This is a genomic window from Devosia sp. Soil_C_22 (genome assembly GCF_057657195.1).
This window is the reverse complement of sequence record NZ_JBDGIY010000001.1, coordinates 1,825,601-1,840,057: the sequence shown is the minus strand read 5'-3', so window position 1 is coordinate 1,840,057 and position 14,457 is coordinate 1,825,601. Positions and strand designations below refer to the sequence as shown.

16 protein-coding genes and 1 tRNA gene are annotated in these 14,457 nt (G+C 65.8%); 9 read left to right on the top strand and 8 right to left on the bottom strand.

Going from position 1 to position 14,457, the window contains the following annotated elements:
• Positions 1-77: 77 nt before the first annotated feature.
• The gene (locus AC3A6I_RS08775) at positions 78-1,157 is read left to right on the top strand and encodes a citrate synthase/methylcitrate synthase (protein ID WP_487543306.1); all 1,080 of its coding nucleotides are present in this window, start codon (positions 78-80) and stop codon (positions 1,155-1,157) included.
• 164 nt (positions 1,158-1,321) lie between these two features.
• Positions 1,322-1,513, top strand: coding sequence for a hypothetical protein (locus AC3A6I_RS08770; RefSeq protein ID WP_487543305.1), 192 nt, complete (start codon positions 1,322-1,324; stop codon positions 1,511-1,513).
• A 37-nt stretch (positions 1,514-1,550) separates the two neighbouring features.
• On the opposite strand, the gene cysK is transcribed toward AC3A6I_RS08770, so the two are convergent.
• From cysK to AC3A6I_RS08750, 4 genes are all read right to left on the bottom strand, one after another.
• Positions 1,551-2,606 (bottom strand): cysteine synthase A, encoded by a 1,056-nt coding sequence (gene cysK / locus AC3A6I_RS08765; protein ID WP_487543304.1) that lies wholly within the window; start codon positions 2,604-2,606, stop codon positions 1,551-1,553.
• Between the two features lie 100 nt (positions 2,607-2,706).
• A complete protein-coding gene (locus tag AC3A6I_RS08760) occupies positions 2,707-3,660 on the bottom strand; it encodes a small ribosomal subunit Rsm22 family protein (RefSeq protein WP_487543303.1) in 954 nt (317 codons plus the stop codon).
• Positions 3,661-3,772: 112 nt separating this feature from the next.
• A complete protein-coding gene (gene clpX, locus AC3A6I_RS08755; protein ID WP_487543302.1) occupies positions 3,773-5,050 on the bottom strand; it encodes an ATP-dependent Clp protease ATP-binding subunit ClpX in 1,278 nt (425 codons plus the stop codon).
• 173 nt (positions 5,051-5,223) lie between these two features.
• Positions 5,224-5,853, bottom strand: coding sequence for an ATP-dependent Clp protease proteolytic subunit (locus AC3A6I_RS08750; protein WP_487543301.1), 630 nt, complete (start codon positions 5,851-5,853; stop codon positions 5,224-5,226).
• Positions 5,854-6,086: 233 nt separating this feature from the next.
• On the opposite strand from AC3A6I_RS08750, the gene AC3A6I_RS08745 reads away from it, so the two are divergent.
• Genes AC3A6I_RS08745 through AC3A6I_RS08730 form a run of 4 tightly spaced genes read left to right on the top strand, consistent with a single transcriptional unit; the run spans position 6,087 to position 8,445 of the window.
• Positions 6,087-7,013: a diacylglycerol/lipid kinase family protein gene (locus tag AC3A6I_RS08745; RefSeq protein WP_487543300.1), complete on the top strand. Its 927-nt coding sequence runs from the start codon at positions 6,087-6,089 to the stop codon at positions 7,011-7,013.
• Entirely contained in the window at positions 7,010-7,858 is an 849-nt protein-coding gene (locus AC3A6I_RS08740; protein ID WP_487543299.1) for a metallophosphoesterase family protein, read from the top strand. Before AC3A6I_RS08745 ends, AC3A6I_RS08740 begins: the two co-directional genes overlap by 4 nt.
• A 37-nt stretch (positions 7,859-7,895) precedes the next feature.
• Positions 7,896-8,111 carry an AbrB/MazE/SpoVT family DNA-binding domain-containing protein gene (locus tag AC3A6I_RS08735; RefSeq protein ID WP_487543298.1) on the top strand — a complete coding sequence of 72 codons (216 nt, stop codon included), beginning with the start codon at positions 7,896-7,898 and terminating at the stop codon, positions 8,109-8,111.
• Positions 8,098-8,445 (top strand): type II toxin-antitoxin system PemK/MazF family toxin, encoded by a 348-nt coding sequence (locus AC3A6I_RS08730; RefSeq protein WP_487543297.1) that lies wholly within the window; start codon positions 8,098-8,100, stop codon positions 8,443-8,445. The genes AC3A6I_RS08735 and AC3A6I_RS08730 overlap by 14 nt, the downstream gene beginning before the upstream one ends.
• Here the strand turns inward: AC3A6I_RS08730 and AC3A6I_RS08725 are convergent.
• Positions 8,435-8,665 carry a hypothetical protein gene (locus tag AC3A6I_RS08725; protein WP_487543296.1) on the bottom strand — a complete coding sequence of 77 codons (231 nt, stop codon included), beginning with the start codon at positions 8,663-8,665 and terminating at the stop codon, positions 8,435-8,437. The genes AC3A6I_RS08730 and AC3A6I_RS08725 overlap by 11 nt on opposite strands.
• 132 nt (positions 8,666-8,797) lie before the next feature.
• On the opposite strand from AC3A6I_RS08725, the gene AC3A6I_RS08720 reads away from it, so the two are divergent.
• The gene (locus AC3A6I_RS08720) at positions 8,798-10,039 is read left to right on the top strand and encodes a cytochrome P450 (RefSeq protein ID WP_487543295.1); all 1,242 of its coding nucleotides are present in this window, start codon (positions 8,798-8,800) and stop codon (positions 10,037-10,039) included.
• Positions 10,008-10,424 (top strand): ester cyclase, encoded by a 417-nt coding sequence (locus AC3A6I_RS08715; protein ID WP_487543294.1) that lies wholly within the window; start codon positions 10,008-10,010, stop codon positions 10,422-10,424. Before AC3A6I_RS08720 ends, AC3A6I_RS08715 begins: the two co-directional genes overlap by 32 nt.
• Here the strand turns inward: AC3A6I_RS08715 and AC3A6I_RS08710 are convergent.
• The 3 genes from AC3A6I_RS08710 to AC3A6I_RS08700 form a co-directional block, all read right to left on the bottom strand.
• Positions 10,421-11,890, bottom strand: a complete 1,470-nt coding sequence (locus AC3A6I_RS08710; RefSeq protein ID WP_487543293.1) for an NAD(P)H-hydrate dehydratase — start codon at positions 11,888-11,890, stop codon at positions 10,421-10,423. The genes AC3A6I_RS08715 and AC3A6I_RS08710 overlap by 4 nt on opposite strands.
• A 315-nt stretch (positions 11,891-12,205) precedes the next feature.
• The gene (gene tig, locus AC3A6I_RS08705; protein WP_487543292.1) at positions 12,206-13,585 is read right to left on the bottom strand and encodes a trigger factor; all 1,380 of its coding nucleotides are present in this window, start codon (positions 13,583-13,585) and stop codon (positions 12,206-12,208) included.
• A 54-nt stretch (positions 13,586-13,639) separates the two neighbouring features.
• Positions 13,640-13,724, bottom strand: a tRNA-Leu gene (locus AC3A6I_RS08700).
• 370 nt (positions 13,725-14,094) lie between these two features.
• Here AC3A6I_RS08700 and AC3A6I_RS08695 point away from each other — a divergent pair.
• Positions 14,095-14,433: a P-II family nitrogen regulator gene (locus AC3A6I_RS08695; protein WP_487543291.1), complete on the top strand. Its 339-nt coding sequence runs from the start codon at positions 14,095-14,097 to the stop codon at positions 14,431-14,433.
• Positions 14,434-14,457 lie beyond the last annotated feature (24 nt).

Below are 14,457 nucleotides of genomic sequence, written 5' to 3'. Positions count from 1 at the left end.
CTTACATTGATCGATAGCATCAAGATTGACGTCAATGTTAGCGCATCCGACATTCAGCGCAACATTGAGGTGCCCGAATGAGCAATGGTCTTGAAAACGTCGTCGCCGCCGAAACCGTCCTCTCCGATGTCGACGGCCTCGTCGGACGCCTGGTGATCCGCGGCCTGCCGCTGCAAGCCCTCGCCGGCCGTAGCCGCTACGAGGAGGTGCTGCACCTGCTCTGGGACGGCTTCTTCGACGATCTGCCCGATCCGCGCCAGCTCGCCGCGCGCCTGGGCGCCGCCCGCCAGGCGGCCTTCGCAGCCCTCGTCGATACCACGGGGCTCGAGCCCTTCGACGCCATGCGCGCGCTCGTCGCCCGCCAGCCTGACGGTGACGACCTCGGCACGGCCCTCGCGCTCGCCGCCGCTCCCGCCGTGTTCCTCCCCGCCGCGCTACGGCAGCGCGACGGCCTGGCGCCGATTGCGCCTGATCCAGCGCTGCCGCACAGCACCGACATCCTGCGCATGCTGACCGGCACGATGCCCACGCCCGAAAAGGCGGCCGCGCTGGACACCTATCTCGTCACGGTGTGCGATCACGGCCTCAACGCCTCGACCTTTGCGGCCCGTGTCGTCGCCTCCACGCGCGCCGGCCTCATGTCCTCCGTACTCGCCGCCCTTGGCGCCCTCAAGGGACCGCTGCACGGTGGTGCCCCCGGCCCGGTGCTCGACATGCTCGATGCCATCGGCACGCCTGGCAATGCGCTGCCCTGGATCGACGCCGCCCTGCACCGGGGCGAACGGCTCATGGGCTTTGGCCACCGCATCTACCGTGCCCGCGACCCACGTGCCGATGCGCTCGCGGGCGCCCTCGAACGGCTCAAATCCACCGGTAACGTCGATGTGACGCGCATGGGTCTCGCCATGGCGGTCGAGGAAACCGCCCTCGCCGCCCTCCGGCGCCATAAACCCGATCGCCCGCTGCTCACCAATGTCGAGTTCTACACCGCGCTGCTCCTCGAAGCCCTTGGCTTTCCGCGCGAAAGCTTCACGGCCGTGTTCGCCGTCGGCCGCGCCGGCGGATGGATCGCGCACGCTCGCGAACAGGCCAGCACCGGCAAGCTCATCCGCCCGAAATCGACCTATATCGGCCCCGCTCCCAGATACGCGGCGTGATCGCGCGTTTTGGCGTACGTGCCCATCAAAGTGAATGGCAAGGGCTGCCGAAAGGGCCTAGGGTTCCATCCATCGGCCACCGCATTTTATGGCAAGGAGCCGACTGAGAGGCGTGCGCCACCCGCGCCACACTCCCGCCTCACCTCGTTCGGAAGGCAGGGACTATGAGTTCAGAACAACGCCTGGATTTGCATGTGACGTGTGACTATTGCGGTCACGAAAACCACCTGACGGTCGCGACGACATCGCTGTCCGACCAGCACCCGGTCCATTGCGCCGTGTGCGGCGGCAAGGTCGGCACGCTGGCCGACCTCAAGGCACATGACGCGGCAACCTTGCGGGTCGCCGCCGAGTAACAAGAGGCGGCCCGGAAAGGGCCGCCCGCCATTCACATCACGCCGCCACTTTCGGCGGCAGCTGCTGACCCGGGGTCGAGAGCGAGATCGCCTCCTCGTCCGGAGTCATGTCGGCTGGCACATCGGCGAACAGCGGCGTCGAGAGATAGCGCTCACCCGTGTCGGGCAACATGGCGAGGATCGTCGACCCGGCCGGGGCCGTCTCCGCCACCTTGAGCGCCGCCGCAAAGGTCGCGCCGGCGGTGATGCCGACAAAAATGCCTTCCTTCTGCGCCAATTCCATCGAGGTCTTCATCCCCTCGGGGCCAGCGATGGTCAGGACCTGGTCGAACAGCTTCTCGGTCACTGCCTCGTTGGTGATCCACGGAATGAAATCCGGGCTCCAGCCCTGGAACGGGTGCGGTTTCCATGCCGGGTGGCTGCCCGTCGCGGCGTGGTCGGCGCGGCGCTCCTGGCCCTCGCCGCTGGTCAGCATCGGCGCGCCTTCCGGCTCGGCGACGATGATCTTGGTGTTCGGCATCTTCTCGCGCAGCACCCGGCCCACGCCGGTCAGCGTACCGCCGGTACCAAAGCCGGTGACCCAGTAGTCGAGCTTCTCGTCGGCGAAATCGCGGACGATTTCCTGCGCCGTCGTCCTCGAGTGCATCTCGGGGTTAGCTTCATTCTCGAACTGGCGGGTCTGGAACCAGCCATTGGCTTCGGCCAGCGCTTCCGCCTTGCGGATCATGCCGTTGGCGCGCTCGGCCGCCGGGGTCAGCACCACCTTGGCGCCGAGGAAACGCATCAGCTTGCGCCGTTCCACCGAAAAGCTCTCGGCCATGGTAACGACCAGCGGATAGCCCTTGGCCGCGCACACCATGGCGAGGCCGATGCCGGTATTGCCGGAAGTGGCCTCGATCACTGTCTGGCCCGGTTTCAGCGCGCCGGATTTCTCGGCCGCTTCGATGACCCCGAGCGCCAGGCGGTCCTTGACCGACCCAAGCGGGTTGAAGGCCTCGACCTTGACATAGAGCTTCACGCCCTTGGGGCCGAGCTTGTTGATCCTCACCACCGGGGTGTTGCCGATGGTGCCAAGGATATCGTTGAACTTCATCTTGCTTCCTCTTCGTGACCCCGCTTGCGCGCAAACCTACTCGCGGCCGCAAATCCGGACAAGTGAACCTGTGGTACAGTAATCATATGATGACTCGACATCAGTCGAGCGCATCGCCCCAGACGAGCTTCTTCGCCACCTTGAACGCCGCCTTGTCGCGGCTCGGGACCACGCGCTGCTCGAGCCCTTCCGCAGCACACACCGCCAGCGCCACCGAGAACTTGTTCTCCTCCGGCTGCCGCAGCACCCGCCCGCCTGCGCGCTGCCCGATTCCCGGCCGGGCCAGGACGAGATAGCTGTATTTCTCGTCCTCGTAGCCGAGCGTGCCGCCCTTCATGCGCATATGGTCGCGCGTCCGGCTGAGCCGCACCGAGAAATGGCACCAGTCCGGCGCCACCAGCGGGCAGGCCCGTTCATGCGGGCACGGCGCGACCACCTCGGCCCCCTGCCCGATCAGCCGCGAGCGCACGGCCAGCAACCGCTCGTAGTCGCGCGGCCTGCCGGGCTCGACGATCACCAGCACGCCATCGCAATGTCTCCACAGCCTGTCGGCGGCAACCAGCAATTCCGCATCGGAAAGTTCGGTGAGCGCATAGGCGCAGGTGACGAGCGGGAACTGCCGCCCGAGCGCGAACCGCCCGAGTTCACCGAGCTGCACAGCCACCTTGCCCGCCGGGGTCTCGATGGCCAGCGTTTCCGCCACTGCGAGAAACGCGCGATTGTGATCCACCAGCAGCGCCTCGATCCCCGCAAACGCCGCCGCCGCCGCCCATGCTGCCGTCCCCGGACCGGCCCCGACATCGAGCACCGCCGCCGGCGCGAAGTCCGGTGCACACCGGGAGACTTCCTCCAGCACCGCCGACACCGCCGCATAGGTCGCTGGCATCCGGCTCAGGGCGTAGGCGAGCACATCGGCCTCACCGCCGATCACCTGTCGCGACGCCCCGCGCTGCCGATAATGCTCGGAAATTCGCCCCGCGCTTGCCGCCAGGTTCTGCTGGCCCTCGGCCAGCCGCCGCACCGCGGCCGACAATCCCGCCGGTATGTCGCTCACCGTCCGCCGATCCGATCTGCCGCTGCCATGCCGCGCTTATGCACCAGCCGCCGGCGCAAAAGCAAAGGCCCCGCCATTACTGGCGGGGCCTTTCAATTCAATCGCTTGAAGCTCAGGCGCTGACCTGCGTCTCTTCCTTCTTGCGCTCGGCATAGATGTAGAGCGGGCGGGCGTCCTTGCCGTTCACCACTTCCTCGCTGATCACCACTTCCTCGACGCCATCGAGCGACGGCAGGTCGTACATGGTGTCGAGCAGGATGCCTTCCATGATCGAACGCAGGCCGCGCGCGCCGGTCTTACGCTCCATGGCCAGGCGCGTGATCGCCTTGAGCGCGTCCTCGTGGAAGGTCAGCTCGACCTCTTCCATCGAGAACAGGCGCTGGTACTGGCGCACCAGGGCATTCTTGGGCTCGGTGAGAATCTGGATCAGCGCCGCCTCATCGAGATCCTCGAGCGTGGCGAGGATGGGCAGGCGGCCGATGAACTCGGGAATAAGTCCGAACCGCACCAGGTCCTCCGGCTGCACGTCCTTCAGGAGGTCGCCGACGCGGCGGTCACGCGGGTCCTTCACCACGGCAGAGAAGCCGATGCCCGAGCCTTCGCCGCGAGCGGCGATGATCTTCTCGAGCCCGGCAAACGCGCCACCGCAGATGAACAGGATGTTGGTCGTGTCCACCTGCAGAAACTCCTGCTGCGGATGCTTGCGACCACCCTGCGGCGGCACCGAAGCCACGGTGCCTTCCATGATCTTCAGCAGGGCCTGCTGCACGCCCTCGCCCGACACGTCGCGGGTGATCGAGGGGTTGTCCGACTTGCGGGAGATCTTGTCGACTTCGTCGATATAGACGATGCCGCGCTGCGCCTTCTCGACATTGTAGTCGGCGGCCTGCAGCAGCTTGAGGATGATGTTCTCGACGTCCTCGCCGACGTAGCCGGCTTCGGTCAGCGTCGTCGCATCGGCCATCGTGAACGGCACGTCGAGGATGCGCGCCAGCGTCTGCGCCAGCAGCGTCTTGCCGGTACCGGTCGGGCCGATCAGCAGGATGTTCGACTTCGAAAGCTCGATGTCCTGGTTCTTGGTCGCATGGTGCAGGCGCTTGTAGTGGTTGTGCACTGCCACCGACAGCACGCGCTTGGCACGGAACTGCCCGATGACGTAGTCGTCCAGCACCTTGCAGATCTCGGCTGGCGTCGGCACGCCGTCCGAGGACTTCACCATCGAGGTCTTGTTCTCCTCGCGGATGATGTCCATGCACAGCTCGACGCATTCATCGCAGATGAACACGGTCGGTCCGGCGATAAGCTTCCTGACCTCATGCTGCGATTTTCCGCAGAACGAGCAGTAAAGCGTGTTCTTGCTGGATTCGCCGCTGGTGGTGTCCTTGGACATCCTGTCACTCCAGGGAGTTAGGGCTCCCATTCCCGGCTAGGTTTGAACGCTAGCCCCGTTATCCTGAACAAAAGGTAAGTCCGACCGACCTTAATGGCCAGCCGGACCCCCCGCAATCACACAAGTGTCACACTGAGGTGCGGCTCTGCCGTTCACCTTAATGCATAAAAGGCTCAAGAAGCTGCTTCGGGCTCCGCGCGCTTTTCGAAGATGGAGTCGATGAGGCCGAACTCCTTGGCCTGCTCGACGCTCATGAAGTTGTCGCGCTCGAGGGCGTTGTGGATCGTCTCGTAGTCCTGCCCGGTGTGCTTGACGTAAATCTCGTTGAGCCGGCGCTTCAGGCGTTCGGTGAACTGGGCGTGGATGAGGATATCCGTCGCCTGGCCCTGATAGCCGCCCGAGGGCTGGTGCACCATGATCGAGGCATTCGGCAGCGCCGCGCGCATGCCCTTCTCGCCTGCCGTCAGCAGGAGCGAGCCGGCCGAAGCCGCCTGGCCCACGCACAGCGTGGCGACCGCCGGACGGATGAATTGCATGGTGTCGTACATCGCCAGGCCCGCCGTTACGACGCCGCCGGGCGAGTTGATGTACATGGAGATCTCCTTCTTCGGATTCTCCGACTCGAGGAACAGCAGCTGCGCCGTGATCAGCGAGGCCATGTTGTCCTCGATCGGCCCGGTCACGAAGATGATCCGCTCCTTGAGCAGGCGCGAATAGATGTCGAACGCGCGCTCGCCCCGGTTGGTCTGCTCGATGACGGTGGGCACGAGATAGTTGTAGTAGGTTTCGACCGGATCTCTCATTTCGAGATGTTTGCCCCTGGTTAGGAAGAATCAGCGCTCAGCGGCCGACTTCAGGCGAAGCCCCGTTAAGGGCGGGTAAAGCGACAGATAGGCGCCAATGTGGCGAGCTGCAACGCAACGATATTTGCGCTTCCGCCCGGCCCGCCGAAAGCTGCCCGGATGGTTAGGACCGCCCGAACCATTTGGCCCGCCGGGCGTTCCGCCCACTGACACCACCCGCCCGGACACCGCTCGTGCCGCATCTGCATGTTCTGCTCAACTCCCGCTCGGGCTCCGCCAGCCTCGATGCTGCCAGCCTGCAAGAAAAGCTGGGGGCCATCGGCTATACGGCCGACATCGATGCCGACCAGGATTGGTCGTTCCGCGCCCGCCTCCGCGCTGCCCGCCGCAGCCGAGCCGACATCCTCGTCGCTGCAGGCGGTGACGGAACCGCGACGGCCCTTGCCGAGGTCGCCGCAGAGACCGGCAGGCCGCTCGCCATCCTGCCGATGGGCACGGCGAACCTGCTCGCCCGCGACCTCGACCTGCCGCTCGACCCCGACGCCTGGATCGCGGCCCTGCCTGGCTTTGCCGAGCGCCGCATCGACATCGGACGGGTCAACGATCGCGTGTTCCTGCACAAGGTGGTGATCGGCTTCGTGCCTGCCATCGCGGCCGGCCGCGAACGTATCCGCGGCGCCGCGGGCCTGCCGGCTCGCATCGCCTTCATGAGCTACGCAGCCCGTCGCATCCTGCGCGCCCGTCGTATCGCGCTCGAGGTGACACGCGACGGCGAGGCGCCCCATATCGACAGGCTGCAGGCCGTGGCCGTAGCCAACAACTCGTATGACGAAGCCTTCGGTCACGTCTTCGCCCGCTCGCAACTGGATGCCGGGCACCTCGGGATCTATAAGCTGAACCGCGTCACCCTACTCAAGGCCGTCAGCCTCGCCGCTGGCATCGTCATCGGCCGCTGGCAGGACGACGCAGCGCTGACCATCGAGACCGCCGAGCAGGTGTCGATCCGTTCGCGCCATAAGCGCCTCAAGGTCATGCTCGACGGCGAGGTCGAAAGCCTGCAGACACCGCTCGATTTCCGCATCGACAAGCGGGCGCTTACCGTTCTCGCTCCGGCGCCCGCTGCTGTGCGGCCAGAGCAAAGCGAGGAGGCCACCGCATGAGGATCGCCCACCTCTCCGACCTTCACTTCGGCCACCACGACGCCGCTGTCGCCGAGGCGCTCGCGACCGAGCTCAAGGCCCAGGCCCCCGACCTGGTGATCGTCAGCGGCGACTTCACCCAGGTCGGCAGCCGCGGCGAGTTCGCGCAGGCCCGGCGCTGGCTCAACGAACTGGCGCTGCCTTTCCTCGCTGTGCCCGGCAACCACGACGTGCCGGCGGTCAACCTCTTCCGCCGCTTCGCCTCGCCCTATGGCCTCTACAAGCGCTACATTGCGCATGAGACCGAGCCCTTCCTCGAAGCCGGCGGCATCGCCTTTGCCGGCATCAACACCGCCCGCCGCATGCGGCTCGAGCTCAACTGGTCGCACGGCTCGATCCGCCACCGCCAGCTGCGAGAGCTCGAGGGCCGCTTCGCCGCCGCCAGCCCTGGCGCGGTGCGCGTCATCGTTGTCCATCATCCGCTGCTGCAGCCCGAAACGCCGGGCCTCAAGCCGATGCGCTCGGTCGATCGCGCCGACCTTGCCCTGGAGACCTTCGCCCGGCTCGGCGTACGTCTCGTCCTCTCCGGCCATTTCCACATGAGCTACGTGCGCAGGCACGCCTACGAGGTCAAGGTCGGCGCCCCGACAGGCGCCCGTGCCTCGGCCACCGCCCCCATCCTCGTCTGCCAGGCCTCCTCGGCCATCTCGACGCGGCTGCGCGGCGAACCCAACGCCTATAACCTCATCGATTTCGGCCCCGAGCCCGACCGCATCGCCATCGCCGTCCGCGACTGGACCGGCGCCGACTGGCACACCCGCGAAGCCACGGCCGCGCAGAAGCTGCCGGAAGAGGCGCCGGTCTGAGCTTGTCGCCGGTAAGGAATTTCCTTACATTACGGCCATGATCAAGAGCAGGCTGACCAGCAAAGCGCAGACCACCATTCCGCAGCCCGTGCGCACCGCGCTGGGCCTCAGGGACGGTGACGAGCTCGCCTACCAGATCGACGGCGATCGCGTCATCCTGACCAAGGCCACCATCGTCGCCCTCGACGACCCCTTCGCCCTGTTCGAAGAGTGGGACAGCGAGGCGGACCGAGTGGCCTATGCCAAGCTTTGAGGCCGGCGACGTCGTTCGCGTCCCCTTCCCCTACACCAACAGTGAAACCACTCAGCATCGCCCCGCCATGGTCATCTCGGACGGCGCTATCGGCACGGGCATGTTCTTGTGGGTGCTGATGATCACCAGCGAGGGCAATCGCCCTTGGCCCGGCGATGTGTCGCTCGGCCAGAGCTATGCGGCAGCCGGTCTGCCGGCACCATCACGCATCCGGACGCTGAAGATTGCCACCATCAAAGCGGCCATGGTGGAGCCCATCGGCAAGCTCAGCGCGCTGCAGTTGGCGCAAGTTCGCGAAGAACTCCGCCGCCTTCTGGGTCTGTCTACCCCTTGAACTCGACCTTCACGCCGCGCTGCCGGAAGTAGGCCTGCATCATCTTGCGGCCCTGCCGGTTGTTCTGCGCGAGCTTGGCCGGATCGAACACCGCTTCCTTGGCGCCGGCCTTGGTCATCGCGCCCTTGAGCGCGCTGATGTGCTGGTCGATGTCCTGGTTGTTGGCCTCGAGCGAGGCATAGATGTTGTCGATCGCTTGTTCGAGGGTGAGCTCGCTCATGTCCGGCCTCCGGCGTCTTTGTTCGGCGGCAACGCATAGCCGGTTTGCCGCGAACGGCAAGCGCTTTCAGCACCTTCCCTCGCCTCGTGCGCGTCGCTAGCATCGCAGGAAACGTCCTGCAGCAGGTTCCCCTTGACCGACTCCGTCCCCTTCACCCTCGTCGATCGCCACGCCTCCGCGCAGCCGCGCGAACTGTCCTTCTACCGCGACCCCTATGCCTTTTACGACGCCGTCCATGCCGCCTCGCCGGCCTTCTTCTGGGACAATTACGATCACTGGTGCTTCGCCGGCTTCAAGGACGTAAGCCTCCTCCTCCGCGACAAGCGTTTTGGGCGCCAGATTCTGCACCTGATGAGCCGCGAACAGCTCGGCATGTCCCCGCCCAAGCCGCATGTCGCCGCCTTCGACCAGACCGAAAAGTTCTCGCTGCTCGCGCTCGAACCGCCGACCCACACGCGGCTGCGCGCGCTGGTCAACCGCGCCTTCGTCTCGCGAAACGTCGAGCAACTCCGCCCGCGCATCGAACGCCTCACCAACGAGCTGATCGACGCCTTCGAGCCCGCCGGCCACGCCGAGCTGCTGCGCAGCTTCGCCGTCCCCATCCCGGCCATCGTCATCGCCGAAATGATCGGCATGCCCGCCGAGATGGCCATGCAGCTGGTCGATTGGTCCAACCGCATGGTCGCCATGTACATGTACGGCGTCACCCGCGAGACCGAGCTCGACGCCAACCAGGCCTCGATCGAGTTCATGGCCTATATCCGCGAGCTCATCGCCGCCCGCCGCGCCAAGCCGCGCGAGGACCTGCTCACCCACATGCTCACCGCCGAGGTGGATGGCGAAAAGCTCACCGAGGACGAGGTGATCTCCACCACCATCCTCCTCCTCAATGCCGGCCACGAAGCTACCGTCCACACCACCGGCAACGCTGTCAAAGCCATCATCGAAAGCGGCCTCGACCCGGCAACGCTGTTCGCCGACGACAAGCAGACCGAAGCCACGGTGGAGGAGTGCCTGCGCTTCGACGCCCCGCTCCACATGTTCACCCGCTACGCCCTGCAGGACGTGACCCTCGACAACGGCCTCAGCTTCAAGCAGGGCGAGACCATTGGCCTCATGCTCGGCGCCGCCAACCGCGACCCGGCCCGCTTCGCCGAACCCAACCGCTTCGACCCCTTCCGCACCGACGGCGCCAATGTCAGCTTCGGCGCCGGCATCCACTTCTGCATCGGCGCACCGTTGGCGCGGATCGAGCTGCAGGTGGCGCTACGGACGCTATTCACCCGCCTGCCGGGCCTGCGCTTCGCCAAGCCGCCCCAGTACAAGAACATCTACCATTTTCATGGGCTGGAACGGCTGGAGGTGGCGTGGTGAAGTCTTGAGCGAACTCGAAGCCATCTACCGCGACTACATCGCCTGCCTCAACGCTCGCGACTGGTCGGCGCTCGGCCAGTTCGTACATGACGATGCCATCCACAACACTCGCCGCCTCGGGCTCGCGGGCTATCGCCTCATGCTCGAGCAGGACGTCGCCGAGATTCCCGACCTGCGCTTCAGAATCGAGCTGCTCGCGGTCGAGGCGCCGATCGTGGCCGCACGCCTTGCCTTCAACTGTGCGCCCCGCGGCATGTTTCTCGGTTTGCCGGTGAACGGCCGCACGGTCGCCTTCACCGAAAACGTATTCTACGCCTTCCGGCAGGGCCGCATCGCCGAAGTCTGGTCGGTCATCGACAAGGCCGCTATCGAGGCACAGCTCTAGAGCCCAGCCAGCACCTCCGGCACCAACCCTGGCAAATCCTCCGCCAGCAGGCCCGGCTTGCCCCACCGGTTCGCCGCCTCGCCATGCACCCATGCCCCGGAGCAGGCCGCGTCGAACCCACCCATACCCTGCGCAAGCAATCCCGCGATGATCCCGGCCAGCACGTCGCCCGAACCGGCCGTACCCAATGTCGGCGGCGCGTTGTCGTTGATCACCGCCCGTCCATCCGGCGCCGCCACCACGGTGTCAGCTCCCTTGAGCAGCACGATCGCGCCCGAACGCGCCGCCGCCACCCGCGCCCGCTCCACCTTCGAGCCCTTCACCTCCCCGAAAAGTCGCTCGAACTCGCCCTCATGCGGCGTCATTACCACCGGCCGCCCGGCATCCGCCTTGATCGCCGCGAATAGCGCGTCGGGCGCTTCCTTGAAGCTCGTCAGCGCATCGGCGTCGAGCACCGCCGCCGAGCCACTGCCCAGCACCGCCAGCACGTTGGCCCGCGTCGCCTCCCCTACACCCGCCGCCGGCCCGATCACGAACGAGCGTACCTTGTGCTGCTCGATCAGCAGCGACAGGCTCGCCGCCCCGTCCGACGGCTTCAGCATGATCGCCGTTAGGTGGTTGGCATGCACCAGCAGCGCCGAATGTGCTCCGGTCAGCGTCACCAACCCGGCCCCGGCCCGAAACGCCGCCGTCGCCGCGAGCCGGCTCGCCCCTGTCTGCAGCGGCCCGCCCGACATCACCATGCAGTGCCCGCGCGTGAACTTGTGCCCCGCAGCATCCGGTCGCGGCACCTGCCACAGGGCCGGTCCATTGTGCCACAGCTTCGGCTCGATCTGGCCCAGCACCTTGTCGGGAATACCGATCTGCCGCAGCGCAACTTCGCCACAGAGCGCCCGCCCCGGCAGCAGCAAGTGCCCCGGCTTCAGCCGAAAGAACGTCACGGACGCCGTCGCCTGCGCGGCCACGCCGCGCACCTGCCCGCTCGCCCCATCGAGCCCGCTCGGCACATCCACCGCCACTACCGGCAAGCCCGACGCGTTCACCGCCTCGATCAGCCCGGCCAGATCACCCTCGACCTCACGATCGAGCCCCGCCCCCAGCAGCGCATCGACGATCACATCGGCCGGCTGCAGCCCATCCGCCCGCGCCGGCTCGACCAGCCCCTTCCACAGGTCGGCGAACAGCGCCGCATCGCCCTTGAGCTTCTCCCGAGCGCCGAACAGCATGAGCCGCACCTCACGCCCCGCCTGCCGCAGCTTTTCGGCAGCGACAAACCCGTCCCCGCCATTATTCCCTGGCCCGCACAGCACCAGCACGCGCCCATCCGGATAGCGCTCCGCCACGAACTCGGCCACCGCCGTCCCCGCCGCCTCCATCAGGTCGACCGACTTCACCCCGGCCATTACCGCCAGCTGGTCGGCGCGGGACATTTCGGACGGGGTGAGGAGGACGTGTTCGGTGTTCATGGCAGGAGCGTAGCAAGCCAAGTACGCGGTGCCCATCTCCGCCTTGGCGGAGGAGAAAGCGATTTCTTGGGCTTAGCGTTCGCTAAGTCCCAGAAATCGCAAGAGAGGGGGTCTGGAGGGCACGAGGCTCCCTACCCCACCGGTGTCATTCCTGCGAAACCAGGAATCCATTTCGCCGCCCGCGCTTGCGGACAGGTGGATTCCTGCTTTCGCAGGAATGACACCGAGCGCAACGGCTTGGCCGGTGGGATCCTACGCCGCCGCAAACAAAAAGGCCGCCCCGAAGGGCGGCCTCAAACCTCGTCGCAGCACCGCTCAGTGGTGGTGCTCCTCAGGAACCTCGTTGTCGTCGGCCGCGATGATGCGGCTGAGTTCGGCGCGGGTCATCGGCTTGTCGGTCTTTTCGGCCAGCTCGATCACGTAGTCGACGACCTTGTTCTCGAATACCGGCGCGCGCAGTCCGGCAAGAGCCTGCGGGTTCTTGCGGTAGTAGTCGTAGACCTGCTGTTCCTGGCCCGGGAACCGGCGCACTTCGGCGATCAGCGCCTGCTGGTGCTCTTCCTCGGTCACATCGATCTTGTTGACGTTGCCGATCTCGGCGACGACGAGCCCCAGGCGCACGCGGCGCTCGGCAATCGCGCGATACTGCTCCTTGGCGGCTTCCTCGGTCGTGCCCTCGTCCTCGAACGAGCGGCCGTGATGCTCGACCTCATGCACGACGCGCTGCCAGATCGTGTCGAACTCGGCATCCACTAGCTGCTCCGGCACGTCGAACTTGTGGCCTTCGTCGAGCTGGTCGAGCACCTGGCGCTTGATCGCCTGGCGGCTCATCGAATCGAGCGCGGTGCGCATCTGGTCCTTCACTGCGTCACGCAGTGCGGCGACGTTCTCGAGCCCGAGATTCTTGGCGAACTCGTCGTTCAGCTCGCCCGAGCGCGGCCCGTCGATATGGAGGATCTGCACCTCGAAGTCGGCCTTCTTGCCGGCCAGCTCTTCCTGCGCATAGTCCTTGGGGAACGTGACCTTCACGGTCTTGGTCTCGTTCTTCTTCATCCCCACCAGCTGCTCTTCGAAGCCGGGGATGAACTCGCCCGAGCCGACGACGAGATGCGCATGGTCCGAGGTGCCGCCCGGGAAGGCCTCACCCTTGATCGTGCCCTTGAAGGAGAGCCCGAGCCGGTCGCCATTCTCGACGACGCCGTCCTCGCCCTTCTCCTCGTAGCCGCGCTGCTGCGCGAACACGCGCTCAACTTCCTTGTCGATGTCCTCTTCCGAGATATCGACAACCGGACGGTCGACCTTGAGGCCCTTGAAGTCCATCAGCGCCACCGGCGGCAGCACTTCGTAGCTGACCTCGAAATTGAGGTCGGCGCCGCCGTCCAGCACCTGGTTGATCACGTTCTGGTCGTCCGGCAGGTCGACCTTCGGCTGCGTCGCGGCGCGCTCGGAACGGTCGTCGAGGGTCTTGGAGACGGTCGAGTTGATCGCGTCGGACAGCACTTCCGACATCGCCGAGCGGCCGAACACCTTCTTGAGGTGGGCCATCGGCACCTTGCCCGGACGGAAGCCCTTGATGTTCGCGGTGCCCTTCAGTTCTTCGAGGCGCGCGTCGAGACGATCGCTCAGGTCCTTGGCCGGAATGACCAGGGAGAGTTTGCGCTTGAGGCCCTCGTTGAGGGTTTCCGTGACAGCCATTGGGTGTTCCCGTTGTTCTTCGAATCTCGTGTGGCCGGGGGTGCCGTGGCGGATTGGTGCGGGTGAGAGGGCTCGAACCTCCACGCCTTGCGGCGCTGGAACCTAAATCCAGTGCGTCTACCAGTTCCGCCACACCCGCAAGGTGCCCCGTCGGCCGGGTCGCGTGCATATATGGCAAGAACGGAGCAAGGTCAAAGGGGGATGGCGGCTACTGTAGCACCTGCCTGCAAGTGCCCAGTATGGCGGTCCACCGTTACGCCCCGGCGTTATCCGCCCCTTGCCGATGCCGCTTTATTCAGCTTTCGTGTTCGTTGAGATGTCGCGCTGATGATCACATCGCGCTCAGGTTGCACAAACATTGAGCATATACGGTCGGGCCGACTTCATCTCATGGATAAGCCGTGCGCCACACTGTGCTGAACTGATTACCGTTTTCGGTTTCTGGCACGCGTGGCACGGACCCTGCATACATCTGGGCGGCACTGACCGGTGCCCAAGTGGAGGCCTGAATGAAAAAGATCGAGGCTATCGTAAAGCCGTTCAAGCTCGACGAAGTGAAGGAAGCGCTGCAGGAAGTTGGCCTGCAGGGCATCACCGTGACCGAGGCCAAGGGTTTTGGCCGCCAGAAGGGTCATACCGAGCTCTATCGCGGTGCCGAGTATGTCGTGGACTTCCTGCCCAAGGTGAAGGTCGAGGTGGTGTGCCCCGACGATCTCGCCGAAAAGGCAATCGAAGCGATCCGCGGCGCCGCTCAGACCGGCCGCATCGGCGACGGCAAGATCTTCGTCTACTCGATCGAGCAGGCCATCCGCATCCGCACCGGCGAATTCGGCGACGACGCGCTCTAGGGGCGCCCTGCCGCGTCTGCCCGC